General features: G+C 33.3%; 22 protein-coding genes. 10 read left to right on the top strand and 12 right to left on the bottom strand.

The window, feature by feature from the left end; genetic code table 11:
• Positions 1-8 precede the first annotated feature (8 nt).
• The 6 genes from KA900_RS05445 to KA900_RS05470 all read left to right on the top strand — a co-directional run bounded on the left by KA900_RS05445 (position 9) and on the right by KA900_RS05470 (position 6,851).
• Positions 9-824, top strand: coding sequence for a zinc ribbon domain-containing protein (locus KA900_RS05445; protein ID WP_096808299.1), 816 nt, complete (start codon positions 9-11; stop codon positions 822-824).
• Between the two features lie 14 nt (positions 825-838).
• Complete coding sequence (locus KA900_RS05450; protein WP_107644367.1) at positions 839-2,137, top strand: TcaA second domain-containing protein; 1,299 nt, start codon at positions 839-841, stop codon at positions 2,135-2,137.
• Positions 2,138-2,365: 228 nt separating this feature from the next.
• Positions 2,366-3,187, top strand: coding sequence for a hypothetical protein (locus KA900_RS05455; RefSeq protein ID WP_103373175.1), 822 nt, complete (start codon positions 2,366-2,368; stop codon positions 3,185-3,187).
• Positions 3,188-3,622: 435 nt separating this feature from the next.
• Positions 3,623-4,732: a carbohydrate kinase gene (locus KA900_RS05460; protein WP_107644369.1), complete on the top strand. Its 1,110-nt coding sequence runs from the start codon at positions 3,623-3,625 to the stop codon at positions 4,730-4,732.
• Positions 4,716-5,627, top strand: a complete 912-nt coding sequence (locus KA900_RS05465; RefSeq protein WP_210139348.1) for a pseudouridine-5'-phosphate glycosidase — start codon at positions 4,716-4,718, stop codon at positions 5,625-5,627. The genes KA900_RS05460 and KA900_RS05465 overlap by 17 nt, the downstream gene beginning before the upstream one ends.
• 9 nt (positions 5,628-5,636) lie before the next feature.
• Complete coding sequence (locus KA900_RS05470) at positions 5,637-6,851, top strand: NupC/NupG family nucleoside CNT transporter (RefSeq protein WP_107644370.1); 1,215 nt, start codon at positions 5,637-5,639, stop codon at positions 6,849-6,851.
• A 50-nt stretch (positions 6,852-6,901) separates the two neighbouring features.
• On the opposite strand, the gene KA900_RS05475 is transcribed toward KA900_RS05470, so the two are convergent.
• The 4 genes from KA900_RS05475 to KA900_RS05490 form a co-directional block, all read right to left on the bottom strand.
• Positions 6,902-7,036, bottom strand: a complete 135-nt coding sequence (locus tag KA900_RS05475) for a beta-class phenol-soluble modulin (RefSeq protein WP_103373171.1) — start codon at positions 7,034-7,036, stop codon at positions 6,902-6,904.
• Positions 7,037-7,406: 370 nt separating this feature from the next.
• On the bottom strand, positions 7,407-8,945 hold the full coding sequence (locus KA900_RS05480; protein WP_103373170.1) for a PTS transporter subunit EIIC: 1,539 nt from the start codon (positions 8,943-8,945) through the stop codon (positions 7,407-7,409).
• Between the two features lie 224 nt (positions 8,946-9,169).
• Entirely contained in the window at positions 9,170-10,201 is a 1,032-nt protein-coding gene (gene argF, locus KA900_RS05485) for an ornithine carbamoyltransferase (RefSeq protein ID WP_170006894.1), read from the bottom strand.
• A 595-nt stretch (positions 10,202-10,796) separates the two neighbouring features.
• Positions 10,797-12,053, bottom strand: coding sequence for an MFS transporter (locus KA900_RS05490; RefSeq protein ID WP_096808290.1), 1,257 nt, complete (start codon positions 12,051-12,053; stop codon positions 10,797-10,799).
• Between the two features lie 359 nt (positions 12,054-12,412).
• Here KA900_RS05490 and KA900_RS05495 point away from each other — a divergent pair, with 359 nt between their 5' ends.
• Complete coding sequence (locus KA900_RS05495) at positions 12,413-14,002, top strand: L-lactate permease (protein WP_210139349.1); 1,590 nt, start codon at positions 12,413-12,415, stop codon at positions 14,000-14,002.
• Positions 14,003-14,299: 297 nt separating this feature from the next.
• Here KA900_RS05495 and KA900_RS05500 read toward each other — a convergent pair whose 3' ends face one another.
• Both KA900_RS05500 and KA900_RS05505 read right to left on the bottom strand, forming a co-directional pair.
• Positions 14,300-15,319 carry a zinc-binding dehydrogenase gene (locus KA900_RS05500; protein ID WP_210139350.1) on the bottom strand — a complete coding sequence of 340 codons (1,020 nt, stop codon included), beginning with the start codon at positions 15,317-15,319 and terminating at the stop codon, positions 14,300-14,302.
• A gap of 22 nt (positions 15,320-15,341) precedes the next feature.
• The gene (locus tag KA900_RS05505) at positions 15,342-16,703 is read right to left on the bottom strand and encodes a gluconate:H+ symporter (RefSeq protein WP_096808287.1); all 1,362 of its coding nucleotides are present in this window, start codon (positions 16,701-16,703) and stop codon (positions 15,342-15,344) included.
• Positions 16,704-16,880: 177 nt separating this feature from the next.
• Between KA900_RS05505 and KA900_RS05510 the strand changes: the two genes are divergently transcribed.
• Together KA900_RS05510 and KA900_RS05515 are read left to right on the top strand one after the other, a co-directional pair.
• Positions 16,881-17,636: an IclR family transcriptional regulator gene (locus tag KA900_RS05510; protein ID WP_174221764.1), complete on the top strand. Its 756-nt coding sequence runs from the start codon at positions 16,881-16,883 to the stop codon at positions 17,634-17,636.
• A gap of 118 nt (positions 17,637-17,754) precedes the next feature.
• A complete protein-coding gene (locus KA900_RS05515) occupies positions 17,755-18,414 on the top strand; it encodes a hypothetical protein (RefSeq protein WP_096808285.1) in 660 nt (219 codons plus the stop codon).
• Positions 18,415-18,598: 184 nt separating this feature from the next.
• On the opposite strand, the gene ssuE is transcribed toward KA900_RS05515, so the two are convergent.
• On the bottom strand, positions 18,599-19,138 hold the full coding sequence (gene ssuE / locus KA900_RS05520) for an NADPH-dependent FMN reductase (protein ID WP_096808284.1): 540 nt from the start codon (positions 19,136-19,138) through the stop codon (positions 18,599-18,601).
• A gap of 512 nt (positions 19,139-19,650) precedes the next feature.
• On the opposite strand from ssuE, the gene KA900_RS05525 reads away from it, so the two are divergent.
• Complete coding sequence (locus KA900_RS05525; RefSeq protein ID WP_096808283.1) at positions 19,651-20,883, top strand: ArgE/DapE family deacylase; 1,233 nt, start codon at positions 19,651-19,653, stop codon at positions 20,881-20,883.
• A 102-nt stretch (positions 20,884-20,985) separates the two neighbouring features.
• Here the strand turns inward: KA900_RS05525 and argB are convergent, their stop codons facing one another.
• From argB to phnX, 5 genes are all read right to left on the bottom strand, one after another.
• Complete coding sequence (gene argB / locus KA900_RS05530) at positions 20,986-21,750, bottom strand: acetylglutamate kinase (RefSeq protein ID WP_096808282.1); 765 nt, start codon at positions 21,748-21,750, stop codon at positions 20,986-20,988.
• A 12-nt stretch (positions 21,751-21,762) separates the two neighbouring features.
• Complete coding sequence (gene argJ / locus KA900_RS05535; RefSeq protein ID WP_096808281.1) at positions 21,763-23,001, bottom strand: bifunctional glutamate N-acetyltransferase/amino-acid acetyltransferase ArgJ; 1,239 nt, start codon at positions 22,999-23,001, stop codon at positions 21,763-21,765.
• A gap of 21 nt (positions 23,002-23,022) precedes the next feature.
• Positions 23,023-24,054, bottom strand: a complete 1,032-nt coding sequence (argC, locus tag KA900_RS05540; protein ID WP_096808280.1) for an N-acetyl-gamma-glutamyl-phosphate reductase — start codon at positions 24,052-24,054, stop codon at positions 23,023-23,025.
• A gap of 31 nt (positions 24,055-24,085) precedes the next feature.
• Positions 24,086-25,285 (bottom strand): ornithine--oxo-acid transaminase, encoded by a 1,200-nt coding sequence (gene rocD, locus KA900_RS05545; protein ID WP_210139351.1) that lies wholly within the window; start codon positions 25,283-25,285, stop codon positions 24,086-24,088.
• A 248-nt stretch (positions 25,286-25,533) separates the two neighbouring features.
• The gene (gene phnX, locus KA900_RS05550) at positions 25,534-26,316 is read right to left on the bottom strand and encodes a phosphonoacetaldehyde hydrolase (protein WP_096808279.1); all 783 of its coding nucleotides are present in this window, start codon (positions 26,314-26,316) and stop codon (positions 25,534-25,536) included.
• Position 26,317 lies beyond the last annotated feature (1 nt).

Below are 26,317 nucleotides of genomic sequence, written 5' to 3' on the forward strand. Positions count from 1 at the left end.
GAAGTTATATGCATTGTCCAAATTGCGGAAGTCCTATCGAAACATCAGATTTGTTTTGTGGGGAATGTGGGACAAAACTAACACAACAATCTAATAATACAAAGGTCAATTCGACTGCCACATCCCAACAAACACAGCATCATTCCATTTCAAAACAAGAAACGACACAACCTTCAGCTCAGTCAAATCATAAAAACGAAACATTTTCAACACACACAAATGTTATTTTAAATGAGTCAAAAAATTTCTTTTCAACTGCTTTCAGTCATCCAGATAAAGAACTTGCCAGCCCACACTATTTTTCTTATAAAACATTATTCAGTGTAATTATAGCTGGTTTTATATTGTCAATGATACTACTAGCCATTATTATCCCAGCTGAAATAGCATATATTATGAGCAGCAAAGCAAGTGTAGTTTTTAACATTACATTCTTCTTGCTCATAGCAATTACAGTGCTCTTTGGTATCACATTTGCTCTAATTAAAATTTTAAATATTAAAATAAGCCTACATAAAGCACTTTCAGATTTTGTATTAATAAACACCCTATCAGTGGTGATACTTTTACTAGGTTTACTATTTTCAGCAATCCATGTACCTAGTTTTGCAGTACTACTTATTATTATTTCTATATTATTTACTTTCATAGCACCAATATACTTAATTACCAAATATAGCCATAATCAGAGCATACGTATGCCAGTCATTTATTCTATGCTTATCTATATCGTTATCTTAGGCGTCATTTTACGCATCCTAGTCGAGGGTACTATTTCAAATACATTAAATGACTTAAGTTCATTTTTTAACACAGGTTACTAAGGAGGGAGTCAACCATGAAATATTGTAATAATTGTGGCGCAGAACTCAAACCAGGCCAACGCGTTTGTACACAATGTGGCACACCTGTCCAACAAAGATCAACACACCCAACACCACCAAAAAAATCAAAATTACCTATATATATCATCATTGTAGCCGTCATTGTTATTATAATTGCTTTATTTACTGCCTATAAAATCATCGATGCACAATTATCTCCAACTAAACAAGCAGAAGCAATTTCTAAAGATTTAAAAGACCAAGATACAGATAGCTTGGCCAATCATTTAACATCAAATGGAGATCCCATTTCTAAAGACGAAGCTAAAGCAATTTATAAATATATTGATGAAACAGATAGCGTTGATCGCGTTGCAGATGAATTACAAAATAGTGCTAAAAATGTAAAAAATCACAAACTAAATGATCATACAGTCACTGTAGGTGATACCTCCCTTATTAATATTACTCAAGATGATAAAAAATGGGGAATATTTAAAAATTACATTTTTAACGTAAGTACTGAACCGGTCTCTATTACATCAAATGAAAACAGTACACTTTCTTATAAACTTAACGGTGAAACAAAACAAGTTAAGTTAAAACAAGATAAAACAAAAACACTTGATGACTTCCCTATCGGTATATACGATTTAAAAGCAACACAAAACGTTGAGGATAAAAAATTCAAAGGCGTGGTTCATATCGATATGTCAGAAAGTAATAGTGCTGATCTACAATTCAAACAAAAACGTTTTACTGTAACTATTGATTCAACATACGCTAATTCAGATACACTCAAACTTTACATTAATGATAAAGAACAACCAAATTTTGATGAATTTGATTCAGAAACATATGGGCCATATGCACCAGATGAAAAAGTCGAAGTTTACGCTACAACAAAAGTTGAAGGTAAGCAATTCAAATCTAGTGTAGAAAACATTTCAAGTCCAAAAGAGGACGAAGATGAAATAGATGTTTCATTATCTTTTGATGACGACGCTATCAGTGATTACGAAGATAAAATTTTGGAAAAAGAGACTAACTCTGAGTCTGAAGATGACGATAGTGATTCTAGTTCTGAAGAGAAAGTAACACGTGAAAATGTTATAGATAAAGTAGAGTCTTATGAAGGGAGCGCATTAGATACAGATAATTATACTTATAAAGAACCTGAAAAAACGGAAGATGGCTGGGGATTCTCATTCACTGATAAAGACGGTGAATTAGCTGGTTCTTATACCATTGATGAAGATGGCTATGTTACCGAATATGATGAAGATGGAGAAGAAGTTGATTCAGGGTATTAAATCCTTTTATACAAGCTAGGGATAGAAATGAGCTACATCCAGTTAAGTAGACAACTCAATAGTTAAAATTGTATCTAGGCTGATTTCATATCATTTATGAGGTCAGCCATTTTTAACGTCATGCTTCCATTATTAAAGAAATATTAAAAAAATTAATGTTTAGACTACATTAGTGGGGTATACACAAAGTACGCAATATTATATTTAAAGAAAATTGAAGGTGAGACAATGAATGACAACCATTCTTTCAGTGATTATCCAAAAATCTTAAAAATTGAAGATGACGGAAAGATAATTGCCCTAGACAAAAATGGAAAAGTGAACACGGATTTAAATATTCACACTGTAAGTGATGAACAACAACAAGCTATTTTTGGAGATATATTATACCAGCCTTACCGTCGTATAACTAAAAGTAATCAGTTATATGATACGAATTCACAAAAAAGCCATAATCAAGAACCACATTATAATCAACAAGACCGTGAACGTGAATTATATTTATTAGATGAAAATAAAAAAGCTAAACGTAAAAACGTTTGGTTAGGTTTGGGGGTCATTGTCTTACTGATCGTTGTCATCATTTTTGCAGTTACCACGTATATAAACAGTGATAATAATGAACAACAGTCTACTAAACAGACAAGCGAGCAGCAGTCTGCTAATCAAAACCAATCAAATGATACTCAAGGTAGTAACGTCAATTTCCAACGCCAAAATAATGAAGTTAAGGAGGATATTCAATCATTAAAAGAGAACATTTCTAATTCTAACAATAACACCGATTCTAAGTTGCAAGCATTACAAGATAAAGTAGATAGTTTAAAACAAGAAGCAGATTCTAATAAAACAAATAATTTAGCAGAGAAATACCAAACTACCGTAGACGATTTAAAACAAGCCAAAAATGAAAAAGACAATGGTAACACTAATCAAATGCAAGCAGAGCTAGACAAAGCAAATCATAAATTAGACGATATAAAATCAAAGTTCTCTTCTTTATTCAATGACAAAGAAGATACAGATCGCACGAACAATAACGAAAGCTAAACGAACAATCTAACTTAAATTGAACACATATACAATTCAAGCTAATCTTTTTATATGCAACACCCATTATGTTTATTGCATACAAACGCGTCTCCATTTTGATTGGAGATGCGTTTTATTTTGATTATGTATATTTATTTACATGACATGTTCAAATCTATAACCTCCTCTTTATACTTCATTAACTACATGAAAAAAATTTTCAATGAGTGCTAATTAATCACCCCAAGCATTTATTTTTAGTATACAGCACACTGATTTTTAAAGGATTTTCCTCCCCTAAATGTTTATATTTAAATATTACAAAATTAGCAACTATCTTTTGTAAGCGTATACAAAACTGAATTTTCATGCTATTATCTTATAAAATTAAACAAAAGTTTATATTTTAAACTTAAGTTTAACTTTTACTTTATAGCAAAGGAGGTTCGTCATATGAATAAAAATGAACAAGCAGTTTTAGATCGCATTCAAGAAAACCCATTCATCTCACAACAAGAATTAGCACAATCTATTGGATTATCAAGGCCAGCCGTTGCAAATATTATTTCTGGCCTTATACGTAAAGAATATGTATTAGGAAAGGCCTACGTTCTAAACGAAGACTATCCTATTGTTTGTATCGGGGCTGCAAACTTAGATAGAAAATTCTACGTCCATACTGATTTGCAGTTAGAAACTTCTAATCCTGTAACCTCAACAAGATCCATAGGTGGTGTTGCAAGAAACATTGCAGAGAATTTAGGACGTATGGGAGAAACTGTTGCATTTTTGTCAGTAAGCGGAAACGATAGTGAGTGGGATATGATTCATAAATTGTCGAGTCCATTTATGAATTTAGATCATGTGCAACAAATCGAAAGCGCTAATACTGGTTCATATACTGCATTAATCAATAATGAAGGTAATATGGAATATGGTTTAGCAGATATGGAAGTCTATGATTATATTTCACCAGAATTTTTAATTAAGCGAACCCATTTATTAATTAAAGCAAAATGTATTATTGCAGATCTTAATATTTCAAAAAACGCAATGGATTTTCTATGTGCTTATTCAGAAAAGCATAATATTAAACTGATTATTATACCTGTGTCGTCTCCAAAAATGAAAAATATGCCTGATTCATTACATGCTATCGATTGGCTCATTATAAATAGAGATGAAACAGAAACTTATTTAAATATGGAAATCACTAATACAGATGATTTAAAAAATGCTGCTAAAAAATGGAATGACTTGGGCGTGACAAATGTCATTATTACTAATGGCATCAAAGAACTTATTTTTAGAAATCATACAGAAGAAGTCATTAAGTCTGTTATACCTTCTAACCATGTTGTTGATGTAACGGGAGCTGGAGACTCTTTCTCTAGTGCTGTGATATTCAGTTGGCTAAATGAACTAGATACTGAAAGCATACTAACAGCAGGAATGATTAATTCACGAAAAACAATTGAAACTGAATATACAGTGAGACAAAACTTAGATAAAAAACAATTATTTAGAGACCTGGAGGAATATAAAAATGAAACAATACATTGATTTTTCTAAAGAAGTGAAACAAGCTAAAGCAGAGAACAAACCCATTGTAGCATTAGAATCAACCATCATTTCACACGGTATGCCTTATCCACAGAATGTTGAAATGGCAACAAAGGTCGAAAATATTATACGCAAGAACGGTGCGATTCCAGCAACGATTGCATTAATCGACGGAAAAATTAAAATTGGTCTTGAAAAAGAGGAATTAGAGTTACTTGCAAACAGTGACAATGTTGCGAAAGTATCACGCCGCGATTTTACAGAAGTGCTTGCCACTAAACGCGTCGGCGCAACTACAGTTGCCTCAACGATGATGTGTGCTGATTTAGCAGCAATTCAATTCTTTGTTACTGGCGGTATCGGAGGTGTACATAGAGGTGTTGAAAGCACTATGGATATTTCAGCTGATTTAGAAGAATTAAGTAAAACGAATGTCACAGTGATTTGTGCGGGCGCTAAATCTATTTTAGATTTGCCAAAAACAATGGAATATCTTGAAACTCAAGGCGTACCAGTAATTGGCTATAAAACTGATGAGTTGCCAGCATTCTTTACGAGAGAGAGCGGTATTAAATTGAACAGCTCATCTGAAAATCCAGAAGATATTGCACGTATTTGTAAAGTTAAAAATGATTTAGATATTGAAGGTGGCGTAGTTATCGCTAACCCAGTACCTAAAGAAGATGAATTATCTAAATCATATATCGATAGTATCATTGAAGAAGCAGTTAAAGAAGCTGAAGCACTAGGTATTAGCGGCAAAGACTCTACGCCATTCTTACTCGGTAAAATCGTTGAAAAATCTGATGGTAAGAGTTTACACACAAATATTAAACTAGTTGAGAACAATGCGATACTAGGAGCTAAAATTGCAGTTGCTTTCAATCAAATGTAGGTGATCCTTATGTCAATCTTATTTGCCTTTACAGGTATAATTTTTGCATTATTTATCGCTTTTCTATTTAGTTACAATAGAAAAGCAATTGATTTTAAAAAACCACTCGTGATGTTAATCGTTCAAATCGTTATCGTGTTATTTATGATGAACACGAATATTGGTTTAACCATATTAACGGGGTTAGGTTCATTTTTTGAAGAATTAATTAATATTAGTAAAGCGGGCATCGACTTTGTATTCGGTGGTTTACAAAATAAAGGCGCTTCAACATTCTTTATTACAGTGTTATTACCTTTAGTATTTATTTCCGTGTTAATCGGAGTATTAAATTATTTTAAAATTCTTCCATTTATTATTAAATATGTAGGTATTATCATTAATAAAATCACACGCATGGGTCGTCTCGAAAGTTACTTTGCTATTTCAACTTCTATGCTAGGACAACCAGAAGTTTACCTAACAATCAAAGAAATGATTCCTAAATTATCTAAAGCTAAATTATATACGATTACAACTTCCGGTATGAGTGCTGTGAGCATGGCTATGTTAGGTTCGTATATGCAAATGATCGAACCTAAATATGTTGTGACTGCTGTTATGTTAAATATTTTCAGTGCCTTAATTATCGCAAGCGTAATCAATCCTTATAAATCAGACGACAGCGATGTAGAAATCTCTAACTTAACCGCTGATGAAAATATTTCCAATAATGCTAAAGCAAAGCCTAAAAAAATACCCTTCTTCCAGATGATTGGTGATAGTGCAACGGATGGTTTTAAAATTGCCGTAAGTGTTGCTATTATGCTGCTTGCATTCATCTCTCTGATGGAAGCAATCACAGTATTATTTAACTTTGTAGGCTTAGATTTTAAACAATTAATCGGTTTTATCTTTGCCCCTATTGCATTTATTATTGGTATACCATGGAGCGAAGCAGTTCAAGCCGGTTCATTGATGGCGACAAAGTTAATCACGAACGAGTTTGTTGCTATGTTAGATTTCCAAAAATTAGCTGGTGATTTAACACAACGTACACGAGGTATCATTTCTGTATACCTTGTTAGTTTCGCTAACTTTGGTACAGTAGGTATTATTGTTGGTGCAATTAAAGGCTTTAGTAATGAACAAGGCAATAAAGTAGCATCGTTTGCCTTACGTCTACTTCTAGGCTCTACACTAGCTTCAATTATCTCTGCATCAATGATTGGTTTAGTTTTATAAAATAAAAGACGATGGGTAGATTGGTTTATCACCAACCGCCCTCGTCTTTTTTACGAGTTAAAAAAACCTAAGATGAAGTCAGCGCCTTTAGCTAATGCATCAGCAATGCTAGTTCCCATTGTTATCCAATCAGCGTTTAAACCTGCTTTTACCGCTTCACTGATTGCGTTTACGAAATTAGACATTTAATACACCTCTTTCTCTATCACCTTTTATTCAAAGGTTGTTTACTTTCAACTAAATTGTAATACAAAAAAATAATATTGTTGTAGACGTTTCTTAACTTACGCTTTTTTATTCCTAATCGTCAATGCAACTCTTTTTAAATGAATAATATTTCCTATTTGTAACATTGAATCTTTAAAAATAATTATTTCTTTTATCCAAATGCATTATGTAATTTTTTATAGCGAATAAGCATTTAAAAACAATCTTTAATAAATTAACACAAAATAAGAGCGAGACAGAAACCCTAAAAAATTTCACGCCCCGCCCTACTCAAATATTCTTAAAAAAGTTATTATGTCTTAATATAAATATTTATCATTTTATTCTTTATGATTGATTGCTCTCTAACAACGCTTCCACTTCATTTTTAATTGTTGTGACATGGGGACCATAAACGATTTGTACGCCGTTTCCTTTTTGTATGACACCTTTAGCCTCTGTAGAATTAAGTATTTGTTTATCTACTGGGTCATCCGTTTTTAATGTCACTCTTAATCTTGTAGCACAACAATCAACAATATCTATATTTTCTTTTCCTCCTAAGCCTTTAATGATTGTTTTAGCACGATCTGTAGCTTGAACTGTTTCTATGGCTGCTTCGTCTTCACGACCAGGGGTTTTAAAATTAAATTTACTAATTAAGAATCTAAAAATAGCATAATAAATCATAAACCAAACGATACCTATAGGGATAACCCATAAGAAGTTTGTCTTAGCATTGCCTTGTAATACACCAAATAATAAAAAGTCTATAAAGCCACCACTAAACGTTTGACCAATCGTAATGTTAAATATGTCAGCCATCATAAATGCTAAGCCATCTAAAAAAGCATGAATGACATATAATACAGGTGCAACAAATAAAAAGCTAAATTCTAAAGGTTCTGTAATGCCTGTTAAAAATGACGTTAATGCAGCTGATAACATTAAACCTCCTACGACTTTTTTATGTTTCGGTTTAGCAGTATGATAAATTGCTAATGCTGCGCCACAGAGACCGAACATCATCGTAATAAAACGCCCTGACATATAACGCGAAACGCCTGAATAATATTTAGTCACGTCTGGGTCGCCTAACTGAGCAAAGAATATATTTTGTGTTCCTTGTACGAGATGGCCTTTGACCTCTAATGAGCCACCTAATGCAGTTTGCCAAAATGGTAAATAGAATATATGGTGTAAGCCAAATGGGCCCAACAACCTCAATATAAAACCAAAGAAGAAAGTGCCAATTACACCTGTTTTATCTACAATACCACCAACACCAAAAATCCATCCTTGTATCGTTGGCCAAATAAAAAACATAATGACTCCAAGTATAATAGAAGCGATAGCTGTAATAATTGGAACAAAGCGAGATCCTCCAAAGAATCCTAAATACGAAGGTAATGCTATTTTATGATATTTGTTATGTAAAAGCGCTGTCATAACACCCGTTATAATACCGCCAAATACACCCGTTTCTACCGTTTGAATACCCAGCACCATACTTTGGCCTTCTTCAGCTAAATTTCCTTTAGCTAAAGTCTCTGTAATGGTTAACAAGCCATTCATAGAAGCATTCATAATTAAGAAACCTAACATCGCAGCTAATCCTGCAGTGCCTTTATCACTTTTAGCCAAGCCTATTGCAACACCAATGGCAAAAATAACAGGTAGGTTTTGAAATACAATATTACCTGCAGAAGACATCAGTACGAATATATTTTGTAATAAAGCAATATCCAACATAGGGTAAGCTTTAATGGTATTAGGATTACTTAATGCACCACCAATGCCTAATAATAATCCAGCTGCTGGTAAGATAGCGATAGGTAACATAAATGATTTACCAAACTGTTGTGCCCTCTCGAACAATTTACTCATATGATTAACCTCCTAATTACCATCAATATACAGTTAAAGAAAATATTAATCAATGGGTTTTTATATTATGAAAAACTTTTTCAAAAAATATTGAAAACGCTTCTTTGAAACATAAAAAATAAGAGAGATAGAAATTATATTNNATATAATTTCTATCTCTCTGTTTCTACAGTAATGCATCTGCTTATACGTCGCTTTTAAAACTTACTTTGCGCTCATATTATTTAAAATATATCGCCCAAAGTTCCTGCCATTATAGCTTTAATCGAATGTAATCTATTTTCTGCTTGTTCGAATACAACAGAATGTTTACCTTTAAAAACTGCATCTGTTATTTCCATTTCTGTTAATCCATGCGTTTTATAAATTTGTTGTCCTACTTCTGTGTGTACATCATGAAATGCTGGCAAACAATGCATCACAATAACATTTGGATTCATAGTATTGACGAGCATGGCTTCATTAATCTGGTATGGAAGTAAATCATTAATACGTTGCGTTTGAACAGATTCATCTTCTCCCATTGAAAACCATACATCAGTATATATCGCATCCGTTTTATAAACAGCTTGTTGGATATTATCTGTAATTAAGATTTGACTACCTGATTGTAATGCGTAAGTTTCAGCAAGTTTTTGTATATCTTGATGTGGAAATAATGATTCAGGTGCTGCAATATGAATATTTACACCTAATATTGCTCCAGTAACTAACAAATCATGCGCGACGTTGTTTCTTGCATCACCTACATAAGTCAAAGTCTTGCCTTGTAATGTACCTAAACTTTCTTTTAAAGTATAAAAATCTGCAACCATTTGCGTTGGATGCCACTCATTCGTTAAACCATTCCACACTGGCACATTTGCATGTTGTGCTATGTTTTCTACATCACTTTGATGATGTCCTCTAAATTCAATACCATCATACATACTTCCTAATACTTTTGCAGTATCTTCGGTAGATTCTTTAACGCCTAAATGAATATCACCTTGGCCAAAATGTTCTGGGAAAGCACCTAAATCATTTGCTGCCACACTAAACGCTGCGCGTGTTCTTGTAGATGGCTTTTCAAATAATAAAGCAATATTTTTCCCTTTAAGATATGGATGTGGGATACCTCGTTTTTTCTTCTCTTTAAGTTCTCCAGTAAAATCGATTAAAGTTACGAGCTCATCTAAAGAAAAGTCACATGTTTTCAAAAAACTTTTTCCTTTAAATGATTGTAGTTTTTTTAAATTTGTTGTGTACGCCCCAATGTCATCACTCCAATGTTTTTATAAGGTTAATATACATATTAAACCTAAATAAACTATAAATCAAGAATAAATATACTTTTTATTGCATATTATTAAAAAATGAAGTTAGCTTTTTCTTTTAAAAATATAAATAACCTCCCAAATGGTACATACCATTCTACACTGAAGTCCTATTTTATAACGTTTGAGGGATAAAAATTTTTAAGCATAAACACTGAGGCAGTTATTTTTTAGGTTATGATTTAATGCGCTTATTTTTAAAATTTTATAGTATATTGCATACATAATAGTTAATCCATGGAGGTGAACATCTATGTTAGATTTACTATTGTCTACTTTTAAACAAATTGCTGCTCAATTCGTTTCAGGCGGTTTTCAAGAAAAATAACTACATTTTTAACCACTCTGTCTCAAAAATTTGCATAATCATATCTTAAAGTAAATACAAAAAACAGGAACACGATATCCAATTTCATCAAATTGATATTGTGTTCCCGCTTTATATACCTTATTTAAAAATAAATAATCCAGTACCGTCTCACTTCAATTACATATTTTTTGAATGCTAAAGCCTATCGCTTTAATTGGTTTATTTTTAATTATGCAAAACATCGGCCTTAGTGCGTGCACGTTCTTCTGGTGTTTTTAAGAAACGTGTCATAATGGCGCTGGCAACATATAATCCAAATATCAAGTACATCATGCCTTGAACACCAATACTACTATAAAATAATGCTACTAAACCTGGACCAGCAAAAACGCAAAGACCTGCGCCTAAATTTAAAATTGCCATAGCTGGCCCTTTATCACCATCATGTACAAGTGACGGAACAAGTGCAGAAATAGGAACAAACCCTGCTAAACACACACCCCATAAAAAGCCTACTGTACCAACAATAAAGACGTTGCCTGTAAATAATTCAGGTACAAAGTAAAGACCTAATGTAAATACTGCACACCCAATACCACCGATATAAGAAATTGTATTTTTCCAACCTATTTTATCGCTTAAAGCGCCAAATATGAGGTTAAATATGATATTAGCTATAAAAATTGTTCCCCAAATATTTAACCAAGTTGTTGTTGCAATGCCTTTAGACGCTAAATAAATTGGTAAGAATAATGGGAAGGCATATTGTGCTGCTTGGTTAATTACTCTGACAACGCATGCCACTGCAACACGTGGTTCTCTTTTTAATATTGTGATACCTGCCAAAATCTCACTGATATGTTCTTTAAACCCGTGCCCTTTTTCTTCAACTATGAACTGATCTCTATTGACAAACACAGCTAAAAACGTACCTAATAGCACCCAAACAATCGCAGTCCACAATGTAAAGAAATGACCGAATAATTGAATCGCTAACGAAGAATAGAATGATCCTAAGACGCTTAATCCCCCTGTAAATACAAACCAGAACCAACCTACAGCTGCACCTAATCTTTTTTGTGGAGAGCGGTAAGCCACCCACACTAAAAAGGAATAAGCAAATAGTGGGTAGCCAAAACCTCTTATAGCGTAAGATGGGATCATGATGTTGTAATCCATTGTCGGAATGGCAAATCCAACAAATATCACATGTCCAATAATATATAATCCCGTACCTAACAACATTACTTTTCTCGGGCCGATAATTTCAACCAACACACCTGATAACCAAGAACCAATCGCTATCGTCACACCATAACATGTAGTCAAAATCGCTGTCTGTTGTACAGATAATCCATTTTCATGTAAATATGGACTAATCCAAGCTAATTCTAACCCATCGCCCATCATAAAAATCAATACACCAATATACCCCCATAACAAAGTTGGTGGCATACCTATTTTAGTCAGTTTATCACTCATTTCACACACCCCTTATATAAAACATCCAATCATTTATATATATTGGATTATCTAAAATTAAAATACTTGGAAACGCTTTCAAATATTATCATTATATTATTACATTTTTTCTATTAATGCAAATTTATTTTCGTTTGTTTTCGTTTATGAATAAATGATTTTCGAATTACGAAAATATCGTTTTATGTCATAGATTAAATACAAAGATACCAATATCTATGCTATCTAAATTGAAATATAAATAATATATTTTTTATAAACAATTGAAAATTCTATTGAAAACGGTTACAATTTATATTATTTAGTCATCATATGACTAGATGATTATTGATTATATGAATAAGGGAGTTTTATATAAAATGATGTTATTAGTCGCTTTCAGTGCAGTAATTATACCTTTTATATTTCTAGTACTTTTACGCATGTCTGCTTTAAAAGGAATGATTATTAGTGCTGTCGTAGTTACTGTTTTAGGGATATTTGTATGGGGTATGCAAGGTAATGTTGTAATAGCTTCTATACTTCAAGGTACACACAAAACCTTAACTATTCTTTATATTTTATTTGGCGCGCTTGTTTTGCTCAATACATTGCGTCAAACAGGTGCAGTCAATCGCATAAATGCAGGTTTTAAAAAAATCTCTCCAGATATGCGTGTACAAGTTATCATCGTTGCCTTCTTATTTGGTTCACTTATTGAAGGTGCATCAGGATTTGGAACACCTGCTATGGTAACAGCACCATTACTAGTCGCTTTAGGTTTTAGACCTATAGTTGCTGTCGCTACTGCTTTAATCGCTGATAGTATTGCTGTTTCTTTCGGAGCTGTAGGGACGCCAGTTATTGTGGGATTAAGTACTTTAAAAGAAGCAAATCAAGCTTTTTTCCATTCTACTGCTGAACAAATCACGATACTAGACTTACTAAGTGGTATCTTTATACCTATTATCGTTATTGCTACAATGGTTATTTTCTTTGGTAAAAATAAAAAATTAAAATCTATCATTGAAATGCTACCATGGTTAGCATTAATTGGTATTGTATACGCTGTTTCTGCATTTATATATGCACATATCTTTGGTGCAGAGTTTGTAGCTATATTAGGCTCGTTAACAGGACTTGTTGTAGCGGTATTAACAGCAAGTAAAGGTTGGCTATTGCCTAAAACAATTTGGAGAGACGCTGCGGATGAAACTTACGAAGCTGATGTGAATGAACACTCTATGAGTTTGTTAACAGCTTGGGCGCCATATGTAATGGTTGTTATTTTACTTCTATTAACAAGAACCATACCAAGTATTGAATATATCACAACGCATTTTCTTGATTTTTCTTGGAATAATATTTTAAATTTCTCAGAAATATCATCTGAATGGCAGTTCCTTTATTCACCAGGTACGATTCTAATTTTATCTGCACTTTTTGCAATTTTAGTTCAAAGAAAATCCTTTAAAAATATGGCCAATGCAAGTAAAGAATCATTAGCTACCATTAAAATCACAGGTATCACGCTCGTCGCTACGCTTGCGATGGTACATGTTTTTATCAATTCTGGTATTAATATCAATGATTTGAATAGTATGCCAGAATATATTGCCCAAAATATGGCTGCCACTTTAGGGCCAATTTGGTTATTTGTAGCTCCATTCTTAGGTGCACTAGGTTCATTCATTACTGGTAGTGCAACTGTTTCAACGTTGACTTTTTCACCTATCCAGATGAATATAGCAAATTCCATTGGCGCTGACCCATTTATTGTCTTAGCAGCACAGATTATTGGCGCTGCTGCTGGAAATATGATTTGTGTGCATAACGTAGTCGCTGTTTGTGCCGTTGTAAATATGCCAGGCAAGGAAGGCAGCGTTATTAGAAAAACATTAGGTCCTGCGTTAATTTACTGTATATTAGCCGGTATAAGCGCTTATTTGATTGCTCTACTCTTCACGTAATATAAAGACAGCGCAACGTCTAGAATATAAATTCCAAAATTCAGCCCCCAAAAGATTTCTTTTTGGGGGCTGTTTCATATAAATGCTTCGTGTTGTTTTGCTTCATTGATACGAACATATTTTGAGTTTGTAGTCTCAAGACGTTAGCTATTCATGCAAGCTTGTCGCAAGCAATATTATGTTTACATATAATTGCCATAGATTTCTACTATAAATCCAACATTTTTATAGGCAATTTCACAAATATAGATTTAAATTTAGTCTATTTTTGTTTTTAATGTGGTGTTGCTTTTTACATTAAAAAGCAATCATCACTTTAGAAGATAATCGTGAATTGGCTGCTACTTCAAACGCTTCTTTATATGCTTCAATATGATAGGTTTGAGTCACCACATTTCCAATTTTTTCATTTTTTTCTAATACTTTTAATGCGTCTTCTATTTCACTATTAAATCTATAACAGCCACGATATGTAGCTTGTTTAATATTAATAGGGCTTAAGTTAATCGGTGCTGCTTTATCTTGTAAATTACCAACTTGTATAATAACGCCACCAATATTTATGGCTTTAAATGCTGTTGATATAGCTGGCGTTGCACCCGAACATTCTAATATGACATCATATTGGTCTTCAGGTACATCATTTTCCTTAATATTTAGTGTTTTGATATCTCCCATATCTTTTGCACGTGATAATGGTTCTTCTAACATATCTGTAATCGTAACACTTTTAGCACCTAATGTATAAGCAGCACCTGCAGCAAGTAAACCAATCGGCCCTGCGCCAGAAACCAGTACAGATTTATCTTTTACTCCGCCTGCTAAATTAATAGCGTGCATACCTACACTAAGTGGTTCAGCCAATGCTCCTAGCTTTAACGATACCTTATCAGGCAAAGCTAATATTTGAGATTTATCGACCAACATTTTTTCAACCATTGCACCTTGTTGGTGAGGTAAATATCTGGCAGATCCTAAATAAGCACCATTTGGCCAAACTTCAGGGTTATTTGGTAATCTTTCAATTTTTTCACCATAAGTAGCTGGGTGCACTGTAACCTTAGTGCCTTTTGGTAAAGTTTCACCTTGATATTCCATATCTCCAAGTAATATGCCACTGAGCTCATGACCAGGTGTTAATGGTTCACGTATCACTGCTGGCCCACTAGCACCTTCTGCTAAATAATGTAAATCAGATCCACAAATACCCACGTACTTCACTTCAATCAATACTTTAGTATCATCTTCATGACTATTTAAAGTCTCAACATCTCTCAATTCGATATCTTCTTTTCCATTAATAAATACCGCTTTCATACTCACCTTACTCCTTTCAACTTTATAACATTATATTTAAAAGTAATACAAATACTAATCCACAAACTGAAATGGCCGTTTCTAATACAGACCAAGTTAAAAATGTCTCTTTCACAGTTAAACCGAAATATTCTTTGAAAATCCAAAATCCTGTGTCATTAACATGTGAAAAAATGATACTACCTGCCCCGATTGCAAGTGTGACCAATGCTAAATTCGCATCTGTTGCTTGTAGTAATGGTAATACAATACCCGTCGTAGATATTGCTGCAACTGTAGCTGATCCTTGTGCAATACGTAACAATGAAGAAACAATCCACGCTAATAATATGGGAGACATACTAGAACCGACAAACATATGTTCAATTGTCTTACCTACACCGCCATCTATTAAAACTTCTTTAAATGAGCCGCCTGCGCCTAAAATCAGTATCATCATACCTATCGGGATAATTGCAGAAGACGCACTATCCATCACTTGATTCATCGTTCTTCTTCTACGTACTCCCATTGAATAAATAGCAAATAATAATGAAATTAACATTGCTACAGGAGCGTTACCTATAAAATAAACAACACTTTCAAATTGATTTGTAGCACCATCTTGATGTCCTGTTATCATTTGAACAATAGTTGCAAACAACATCAAAATGACCGGTAATAATGCTGTAAACACACTAATACCAAAGCCTGGTTTATCTTTTTCATTTATTGGAATTTCAGAAATAATATTGGACATATCTACTTCTTTTTTAAAAGCACTTGGCGATAATTTAGGTAACATATGTATCAATAAACCTCCTACAATGACAACTGTAGGGATAGCAATGATAATACCATATAATAATACTTCACCTAAATTAGCATTCAATTCTTTAGCAATAACAACTGGACCTGGATGTGGCGGTAAAAAACCGTGCGTGACAGATAAAGCAATCGCCATTGGAATACCAATTTTCATATGAGAAACACCCAATCGCTTAGCTATCGTAAACGCCAATGGAATTAATAATACAAGTCCTACTTCAAAGAACAGCGCAATACCTATAATAAATGAAGCTAAAATCATAGCCCATTTGATGTATTTTTCACCAAACTTATCAATAAGCGTGTCAGCAATACGATTCGCGCCCCCGCCATCTGCAATAAGTTTTCCCAAAATAGCACCTAGACCAAATATAATAGCAACACTACCTAAAGTGTTTCCCATCCCTTTTTCAACGGTTTCTATAATTTTGTCTAATGGCATACCTAAAATAACACCGGTGAAAATAGATGTAACAATTAATGCAATAAATGCATTTATCTTAAATTTAATAATTAAAATCAAAAGTACAATAACACCTAAAACAACGCCTATAAGTGGCCAAAATTCCCCAAACACCGAAACACTCCCCTCGTTTATTTATGATTAATATATTATGATGGCATAAATTATTTGATGTTTATTCCACATTATGAAATGGTATATCATATAAAGGAATCAACTAACATTATAAAGGGATTATGAAAACGTTGTCAATTCAATATTGAAAACGTTGTTATTTTAAGGAGGTAAATTATGTCAAATGTGCAATCACTTGATCGTGCTTTAAATCTATTAGAATTGATTTCAAAATATAGCCCAGTATCATTAAACCAACTCGTATCATTAAGCGGCCTATCTAAAACAACGATACACCGTTTAGTGCAAGCTTTAATTGAGAACAATTATGTAAAAAAAGATAACTTAACACATCAATATGAACTGACCTTTAAATTATTCCAATTAGGATATGCTAGCATACAAAATATTGATCACTTAAATATTGCTAAAAGTTTAATAAGTAAGCTTGCTATAGACGTTAAAGAAACGTGCCATTTAGTATTAGAAGATAAAAATGAAGTTTTATATATTGAGAAATTTATACCTGATGGGGCACAACAAACAATGTCTTCTAAGATAGGGTTGCGTTCGCCTATGTATTGTACAGCTGTTGGAAAAGCCATTTTATCTACTTATAGTGACGAAGCGATTCACAAGGTGTGGGATGCAACACAAATTAAAGCACATACCGAAAATACGATTACTAATGTAGAGGATTTAATGAGCGAAATAAAAATGATTCGCCAACAAGGTTACGCGGAAGATAAAGAAGAAAATGAAACAGGGATTTTTTGTATTGGTACATATTTTGTAAACTTTAGAAATGAAGTTCAAGGTGCTATCAGTTTATCTTTTCCTACTGCTCAAATTTATAAAAAAGATTTTCTTATATCACAATTAAAAGCCACTGCTCAATCCATTTCAAAGCATTTAGGATTTATTGTAACTTAAAGGGCATTATTTCAAATAAACTTCTTATTATTATCATATTGATTATTATTTTGATAAAGTACAAGTAAATTATTTCTTATATTGATATGTAAACATGAGGATTGGGTGGGATTCGTTTATGAAAATTGAAAGCATTAAATTATTCACTTCAGAATTAGCAGAGACATTCCAATTTTATGAAGAAACTTTAGAATGTCCCGTTCGTATGATTAATGAGGAGACTTTTGTGGTTGAAATTGGGGAGACACATTTGTATTTCCAACAATCTGACGAAGACGTCCAACCCTTCTACCACTTTGCAATTGATATTCCTTACAACCATTTTTATGATATGAAACAACATTACCAAAATATTTTATTCTTGTTGATGGAAGATGGTGCACATGCCACTTATTTTGAGTCTTTCATTGCACATTCGTTTTATTTTCACGATCCATCGGGCAATGTTGTTGAACTGATAGCAAGAATCTCTAATATTACAGATGAGCCTGAATTCTCAAGGATTAGTGAGATTGGATTCGTTTGTAATGAAGCAAATGAAGTGTTCGAAGCATTATCAAAGTATTATTTAAATACATATGAAAATCAGCCATTTATAGCAGAAGATTTGAATTTCATTGGAGACACCCGTGATGATAGCTTTATTTTACTTACTCCAGAAAATAATAAATGGTTATTTTCCGAAAAAATGTCTGAATCCTATCCAATTACGATACAAACGTCAGAGTTTGAATTATCAATGGATCAACAAGATCAATGGCATTTAATTACTTTATAAAACAGCCAAAACAAGTGGGAGAAAGATATCAAAAATCTTAAATTGATATTTTTCTCCCACTTTTTAATGATTATATGTTTAAAAAAGCTGATATAACAGTACACATTAACTGGGTCTGTCTACGTAAGACAAGCCCAATGTCAATCATATAGCTACTGTTTCATTTCTCAACTTCTTAAGCAATCTATTCTTTAACTTGCGACTTGTCACTGACAAATTTCTTTAAAGTTTTATTTAAACCATCTCTTGCTTCTTGGTCATAATTATAACTACCATCATCATTTTGCGTGATATGCTTATCTAATATAAATCTGCCTTTATGAATCGTATCCGCACCTAGTTCTTTAATAACCGGATCAAGACTGTATTGAATTGCTAATACATGCGCAAACGTACCGCCTAAAGCTAATGGCAACACTGTTTTACCAGTAAACGCGCCACGTGGTAATAAATCTAAATATGTTTTGACTATGCCAGAATAAGCTGCTTTAAATACTGGTGATACAATAATGATGCCATCAGCATCTTCAATTATTTTATGTGTCTGATTAATTGATTCATCGGAAAAATCTGCAGTAATTAACGCTTCTGCGTCTAACTGATGGACATGAATAATATCTGTATCAATACCTTCATCATCCAAATACTTTTCTGCGTAATCTATGACACCTGTAAGTCGTGATTTTACTTTATTGCCTCCAGCAATAATTGCTACTTTTGCCAATATGATATTCCCCTTTCTAAATACATTTTTCATATAAATAGCTGACAGCTCAATTTATAATCATTATAAAATAACATTTAAATTCAAAAGCTTTATCCATATCACTATTCCAAGCATGTTTCATGCTTCAGTCAATATATGAAAAACCAAATCGTCGAAACATAATTCCGCTTCTTATAGCGTATCATCAAAAATGGTTTTAATCATAGTAAATGACTCTAATTTTCAATTTATAATCTATTTTGCCTATTGTAGTTAAACTATTCACATTATAAATCACCATGATAACTATTACGATGTTATTCCCATGGAAATAATCGCACCGCTATTCTAATCTACACAATCCATTCATTACTATTGCAAAAACGCTGTATACAAGCAATGCGACTATATTTTATTCTCTTTTCAATACAAATAAATTTATTATATTCTTTTTTAAAAAACCGTTTTACTTTAAAAAACATTTTTTATAGATGTATACTTTATTTAGTAATGCAAAGGAGTGATATGTAATGTGTACATTTTCAGAAAAAGAAAAAGTACAAATTTTATCAGATATTGTAGCAATGAATACGGTAAATGATAATGAAATCGAGGTTTGTAACTATCTTCAAAAATTATTTTCAGAGTATGGTATTGAATCGACTATAGATAAAGTAGATGAGCGACGTGCTAACCTTATTGCTGAAATAGGCGAAGGTAACCCAGTAATTGGTATATCCGGTCACATGGACGTGGTTTCTGAAGGTAACCGTTCTCAATGGACATACGATCCATTCACACTTACTGAAGATAATGGCTTTTTATATGGCAGAGGCGCAGCTGATATGAAATCTGGACTCGCTGCGTTAGCCATTGCACTAATTGATATGAAACAATCTGGGTCACTTAAGCAGGGTCGCATTAAGTTTTTAGCGACAACTGGTGAAGAAATGGAACAACTTGGCTCTCAAAGTTTATATGAAAAAGGTTATATGGATGATGTTGAGGCGTTAATCATTGCTGAACCTTGCCAAGATATGATGGTATACGCCCACAAAGGTTCTATGGATTATCGCATCACTTCATATGGTAAATCAGCCCACAGCTCTATGCCTATTTTAGGGACAAACGCGATTAAACCATTAATTGAATTTATTCAAGATATTGATGATGCTTACGCTAGAATCTCAAAGGAAGTCCAAGGTAAAGCGTTAAATTTCACACAATTCATAGAAAGAATAAAACCTTCATTACCTGCCACAATGGCGCTTGAAGAAGTTGAATCGGCGCTCCAAGGTTTAGTCATTAGTAACACATTAATCAATGGCGGTGTTCAAGTCAACTCTGTACCAGAAGAAGCAGATGCAGATTTTAATATTCGTACAATCCCTGAATATGATAATGAACAAGTCAAAGCATTGTTTTCAAATACAATAGAGAAATATAATAATAAGGGTGCACATTTAGCAAGCAACTTATACTTAGATTTAGACCCAGTCCTCACCACAGGCGACAATAGTTTAATTAATACGGCACAAACTATAGCTAAAACTGCCTTTGATAAAGATTTCATTGCTTCCCCTATTGGTGGCGTGACTGATGCATCAAACTTGCTCAAAGGTAAAGGTGAATCTTTCCCATTCTTAGTATTTGGTCCTGGTGTTAAACCACACCAAATTGATGAATGTGTAGAAAAAGAAAAATATTTAAAATTTATTGATTTTTATATTGAGCTTTTAACAAATTATGCTCATAATCATTAATCTTTAATAAAATATACACATTATAAAAAGGAAGCGAGATAGAAATCTATTTTTAATAGGTTTTGTTGTCCCGCTTCCTTTTTATATTGTCTTACATATAAATTATTTATTTTGTATTGTTGTGCCAACATTATGGCCATTTTGTAACTTTTGAATGATATGTGACTCACTCCCAGCAGCGATGACAACTTTTTGACATCCCATTTCAATTGCTTGAATCGCATCTTGTACTTTGGGAATCATGCCTCCGTATATTAATTTTTGTTCAATATATGCTTCAATGCTTTCCGCGTTTAGAGAAGCTTGGACTTTTTCATTAATTAAAACGCCTGGAATATCGCTCAATAAATAAATAGGTGCATTTAACGCTTGCGCAAGTTTATATGCAAGTGTATCAGCATTAATATTATATATTTGGCCTGTTTGTTTAAGCACGCCTATAGAAGCAATGACTGGAACAAAAGAATCAGTTAATGACTCTATAACAGAAACATCTATATTAGCAGGTTCACCAACAAAACCATATTGGGGATCTAGTGGCACAATATCGAATAATTGAGCATCCATACCATTTATGCCAATGCTTTTAATATCAAATCGATTAATTTTATTAACTAAACTCGGGTTGACTTGGCCTATTAAAGTTTGACTTGTTACTGAAAGTACGTCATCAGTAGTCACTCTTAAACCATCTTTAAATTCCGATGTTACGCCTTGTAATTTTAATGACTGGTTGATGAAAGGCCCACCACCATGAACAATTAATGGCTTATAACCTTGTTTTTTTAATTGAACAATATCCTCAATTGTAGATTCATGTAAATTTGTTAGAGTGCTGCCACCTATTTTTATAATAATATAACTCATTTGATACACCCCTTACGTTCTGTACGATGCATTGATACGTACATATTCATATGATAAATCGCAACCATAAGCTGCTGCTTCACCATCGCCATCTCCAACAGAAACTTCTATGACAATATTATCTTCTGTTAAACGCGCTTTTAACAACTGCTCATCGAATGGTAAATGCATACCATGCTCTAACACTGGTAATTGACATAAAGAAACATTTGTCTCGCTTGGTTCTACATGTTTGGAAGCATATCCTATAGCCGTGACAATTCTACCAAAGTTTGCATCTTCTCCATGAATTGCTGTTTTCACTAAATTAGAAGATACAATACTTTTAGCAATCTTTTTCGCCTCTTTATCATGATATGCGCCTATGACTTTAGCTGTTACCAATTTCGTAGCCCCTTCGCCGTCTTTGGCAATCGATTTGGCAAGATATTGACTTACAAAATTGAAGGCATATATAAATTTATGCCATTCAGGATGATTTTCATCTAATGACTGATGATCAACTTGGCCGTTCGCCATGCAAAGTACCATATCATTAGTGCTTGTATCTCCATCAACTGTAATCATATTAAACGATTGATCTGTTGCTTGTTTTAAACAGTTATCTAAAGTACGTGCGTCGACGTTCGCATCTGTGGTGATAAAACCAAGCATTGTTGCCATATTAGGATGCACCATACCTGAACCTTTTGCAGTTCCGCCTATCGTGACCGTCTTACCATCAATTTCAACTTGTACTGATAAGTGTTTGGTTGTTGTATCAGTCGTTAAAATAGATTGGTTGAAAAATTGGCTCTGATTATATTTTTCGTTTAAAATATGCTGAGTTCCGTATTGAATTTTTTCCATAGGTAAAAACGAGCCAATAACGCCTGTAGAGGCAACACCAATTTTATATGGTTCTATATTTAATTGTTCAGCTGCCCATGCTTGAGTATCTTTCGCATCTTGCAAACCTCTTGCTCCAGTACATGAATTTGCATTAGCTGAGTTAACCACAATCGCTTGTAATGATTGATTCATATATATGGTTTCTTCAGTCACTATAAGTGGTGCCGCTTTAAAACGGTTAAGTGTATAAACACCTGCAGCCGAAGCTTCTGTCGTAGAATAAATCCATCCAAAATCTCTTTTCTTTCTTCTTAACCCTACGTGAAGCCCACCAGCAATAAATCCTAATGGCGAGCCTACATCCCCTTGTAAATCTATATTAAGTTGATTAAGCATATCTATCGTTTCAATCTCTTTCATCTCATCTCTCCTTTCATTTTATTAAGGATAAACTGGGAGTTGGTTCAAACCAGTTGTTTCATCCAATCCATAAAGTAGATTTAAATTCTGAATTGCTTGACCGCTTGCGCCTTTAACTAAATTATCAATAACGGAAACAATAATAGCCATTTGATTTATTTCATCTACATATATGCCAATATCGCAGAAATTACTACCATAAACTTCTTTTGTCTTAGGATATATGCCTATATCCCTAACCCTCACAAATGGTTTGTCATCATAATATTGTTTATAAATAGCTTGTAGTTCCTCTGTCGTTGTGTACTCATTTAACTTTACATAAATCGTTGAGAGAATACCACGCGTCATCGGCACAAGATGTGGTGTGAATGTAACATTGATATCTTTCCCTGATAACGTTGAGATATATTGTTCAATTTCAGGTTTATGTTTATGTTTTCCTATAGCATATGCGCTGAAATTTTCATTCATCTCAGCATAATGTACATGTTGTGCTAATGAACGCCCTGCACCTGAAACGCCTGTTTTCGAATCAATAATAATCGACTCAGTATCAATAACTTCTTGAACAACGAGCGGATGCAAAGCTAATAAAATTGAAGTAGGGAAACAACCCGGATTAGCTATTAGCTTTGTATGTTGCCAATCCACTTCGCTCCATTCTGCAATACTATAACTGGCTGCATCTAGTTGCTGTTGCGGAGCGGCTTCCTCTCCGTAAAATGTTTTATACATATGTCGATTTGATAGCCTAAAATCTCCCGATAAATCAATCACTTTAACACCTTTATCCACTAAATCTGGTGCTAAATGTTTACTTACATTGGATGGTGTAGCAAAAAACACAACATCACAAGACACACCCTTTTCATCTAATGCAGTATAATTTAATATTAAATGACTTAAATGAGGGAACGTCTCACTTATCGGTTCATCGTTTTTAGAATGTGAAAATACATATTTAATCGTTACATTTGGATGATGCTGTAATAATCGAATCAGTTCAACCGCACCATAACCGCTTCCTCCAACTATCCCAATTTCTATCATTTCACTCTTCCTTTCTGAAAATTCGGAATTTTTAAGATGTTATTTTATTCTTTTCAAGTACTTCACTAATTACTTCAATCACTTTATTGATTTCCGCTTCATTAATTACTAAAGGCGGTGCAATTCTAATAATATTGCCTTGTGTTTCTTTGCATAGCACACCTTTTTCAATCATTTCTAAACAATAGGGTTGTGCTTGTTCTGTCAATTCAATACCAATAAACAATCCTCTCCCCCTGACATCATAAATAATTGGGCTATCGATAAGCTGTAATTGATTAAGCAATAATTGCCCTAATTTAGCTGAACGTTCAATTAAATTTTCATCAATCAACACATCTAATGCAGCCATTGAAACAGCGCATGCAAGTGGGTTTCCCCCAAATGTAGAACCGTGTGTGCCTGGCGTTAATACGTTCATAACAGCTTCATTTGCTAGTATTGCTGAAATAGGATAAAGTCCGCCACCCAATGATTTACCTAATAAATAAATATCTGGTTCTACGTCTTCCCATTCCATAGCAAACATTTTGCCAGTTCTGCCCAGGCCAACCTGAATTTCATCTGCAACTAATAAAATATTATGTTGATCACATAAATTACGGACTTCCTGTATAAAATAGTCTGGTGGTATATTGACACCACCCTCACCTTGTATGGGTTCTAAAATAATAGCGGAGGTATGATCATTAATCAATGTTTTTAAATATTCAATATCTCCAAAATCTATATAATTCACATTACCTAATAATGGGCCAAATCCATCTTTATAACTATCTTGTGCAGACAGAGATAAAGCACCTAATGTACGACCATGAAAGTTACCATTCATAGCAATGATTTCACTTTCATTTTCTTTAATACCTTTAACATCCGAACCCCATTTACGCGCGATCTTAATTGCTGTTTCAACTGCTTCAGTACCAGTGTTCATAGGTAACACTTTGTCTTTATTAGCTAACTTACAAATTTTTTCTTCCCATTGACCTAAGTTGTCACTATATAATGCACGAGACACCATTGTAATCTGTTCACTTTGCGCTTGGAAAGCTTCAATAATTTTAGGATGACAATGTCCTTGATTAACCACTGAAAATCCAGCTATGCAATCAATATAACGCTTGCCTTCCACATCCCAAACTTGAGCGCCTTTACCTTTAGCTAATGCTAATTTCAAAGGGCTATAGTTATTCGAACTGTAATGGTCTGTTAAATCAAATAGATTATTCACTAAATCCACCAACCTCTTATTATTATTCTTATTTTTGAATTAATATTCATAAATAATACACTTTTATATGTAATAAGTCAAAGGTTTATTTCAAAAAAATCTTATGTAATATGCTTTAAAAACTGTTAATACAATAAAAAATGTATCTATTGAAATTTTCTGATTTTTCAATAGATACAAGTAACTAATTGTATACAATTTGCATATATAGAAGGTATGAAATTGTGTTTTTATTTTAATTAACATGATCAAGCATTAAGTTGTTTTAATAATTGTGGTAATTGTGTGATATCTTTTATTATATAGTCTGCATTATTTTGCTTAAATATATGCGTTGCTTCTTCAATATAGGTGTTTCGTTCATGTTCTGTTAAATCATTCCATTGTTGTTCATTCAATCCAACAACGGAACTCCCTTTAATAACACCTACAGCTGTCACCCCTGCGTTGATAGCTTCTTTAATATCAGAAGCCGTATCACCTAATTTAATCACTTCTTTAACAGAGGATAATTTAAGTTGTTGAATATTTTTGAAAATCATGTATGGATATGGTCTACCATAACCATCTACTTGTTCTGCTGTAACTATATTATGAGGTGCATATCCTTTACGTTTAGCTTCAGGAGCAACGACTTCCATCATTTCTTTAGTATACCCTGTAGTAGAACCAATAAGGTAACCTTCTGCTTGCAGTGCACTTATAGTATCATTCACGTCTGGTATAAGATGCGTAAATGATTTAAGTTGCTTCATCAACGCATTTTCAAAATGAGCATATAATTGGTCGATATCTTTTTCTGTCGGCACATTATCAAATTCATCTCTCCAAGCTTGATGAATACGTGGCATTTCAGTCATCGCTTTGATATGGTCACGCTTTAACATTCCCATGGGCTCTCTAGCTTCTTCAATCGTAACCTCAATTCCCGCTTTTTTAAAAATATCAACAAATACATTTACTGGCGCAAAACACCCAAAATCTATCGTCGTCCCCGCCCAATCCATAATAATACCTTTTATTTTAGTCATA

Origin of the sequence: Staphylococcus sp. GDY8P120P, assembly GCF_017892065.1 — a bacterium.
Taxonomy (GTDB): domain Bacteria; phylum Bacillota; class Bacilli; order Staphylococcales; family Staphylococcaceae; genus Staphylococcus; species Staphylococcus nepalensis.

Excerpts from the sequence above, each read along its gene's own strand:
- KA900_RS05445 (WP_096808299.1), top strand. The coding sequence starts at position 9 with ATGCATTGTCCAAATTGCGGAAGTCCTATCGAAACATCAGATTTGTTT.
- KA900_RS05450 (WP_107644367.1), top strand. The coding sequence starts at position 839 with ATGAAATATTGTAATAATTGTGGCGCAGAACTCAAACCAGGCCAACGC.
- KA900_RS05455 (WP_103373175.1), top strand. The coding sequence starts at position 2,366 with ATGAATGACAACCATTCTTTCAGTGATTATCCAAAAATCTTAAAAATT.
- KA900_RS05460 (WP_107644369.1), top strand. The coding sequence starts at position 3,623 with ATGAATAAAAATGAACAAGCAGTTTTAGATCGCATTCAAGAAAACCCA.
- KA900_RS05465 (WP_210139348.1), top strand. The coding sequence starts at position 4,716 with ATGAAACAATACATTGATTTTTCTAAAGAAGTGAAACAAGCTAAAGCA.
- KA900_RS05470 (WP_107644370.1), top strand. The coding sequence starts at position 5,637 with ATGTCAATCTTATTTGCCTTTACAGGTATAATTTTTGCATTATTTATC.
- KA900_RS05475 (WP_103373171.1), bottom strand. The coding sequence starts at position 7,036 with ATGTCTAATTTCGTAAACGCAATCAGTGAAGCGGTAAAAGCAGGTTTA.
- KA900_RS05480 (WP_103373170.1), bottom strand. The coding sequence starts at position 8,945 with ATGAGTAAATTGTTCGAGAGGGCACAACAGTTTGGTAAATCATTTATG.
- KA900_RS05490 (WP_096808290.1), bottom strand. The coding sequence starts at position 12,053 with ATGAGTGATAAACTGACTAAAATAGGTATGCCACCAACTTTGTTATGG.
- KA900_RS05495 (WP_210139349.1), top strand. The coding sequence starts at position 12,413 with ATGATGTTATTAGTCGCTTTCAGTGCAGTAATTATACCTTTTATATTT.
- KA900_RS05500 (WP_210139350.1), bottom strand. The coding sequence starts at position 15,319 with ATGAAAGCGGTATTTATTAATGGAAAAGAAGATATCGAATTGAGAGAT.
- KA900_RS05510 (WP_174221764.1), top strand. The coding sequence starts at position 16,881 with ATGTCAAATGTGCAATCACTTGATCGTGCTTTAAATCTATTAGAATTG.
- KA900_RS05515 (WP_096808285.1), top strand. The coding sequence starts at position 17,755 with ATGAAAATTGAAAGCATTAAATTATTCACTTCAGAATTAGCAGAGACA.
- KA900_RS05525 (WP_096808283.1), top strand. The coding sequence starts at position 19,651 with ATGTGTACATTTTCAGAAAAAGAAAAAGTACAAATTTTATCAGATATT.
- argB (WP_096808282.1), bottom strand. The coding sequence starts at position 21,750 with ATGAGTTATATTATTATAAAAATAGGTGGCAGCACTCTAACAAATTTA.
- argJ (WP_096808281.1), bottom strand. The coding sequence starts at position 23,001 with ATGAAAGAGATTGAAACGATAGATATGCTTAATCAACTTAATATAGAT.
- argC (WP_096808280.1), bottom strand. The coding sequence starts at position 24,054 with ATGATAGAAATTGGGATAGTTGGAGGAAGCGGTTATGGTGCGGTTGAA.
- phnX (WP_096808279.1), bottom strand. The coding sequence starts at position 26,316 with ATGACTAAAATAAAAGGTATTATTATGGATTGGGCGGGGACGACGATA.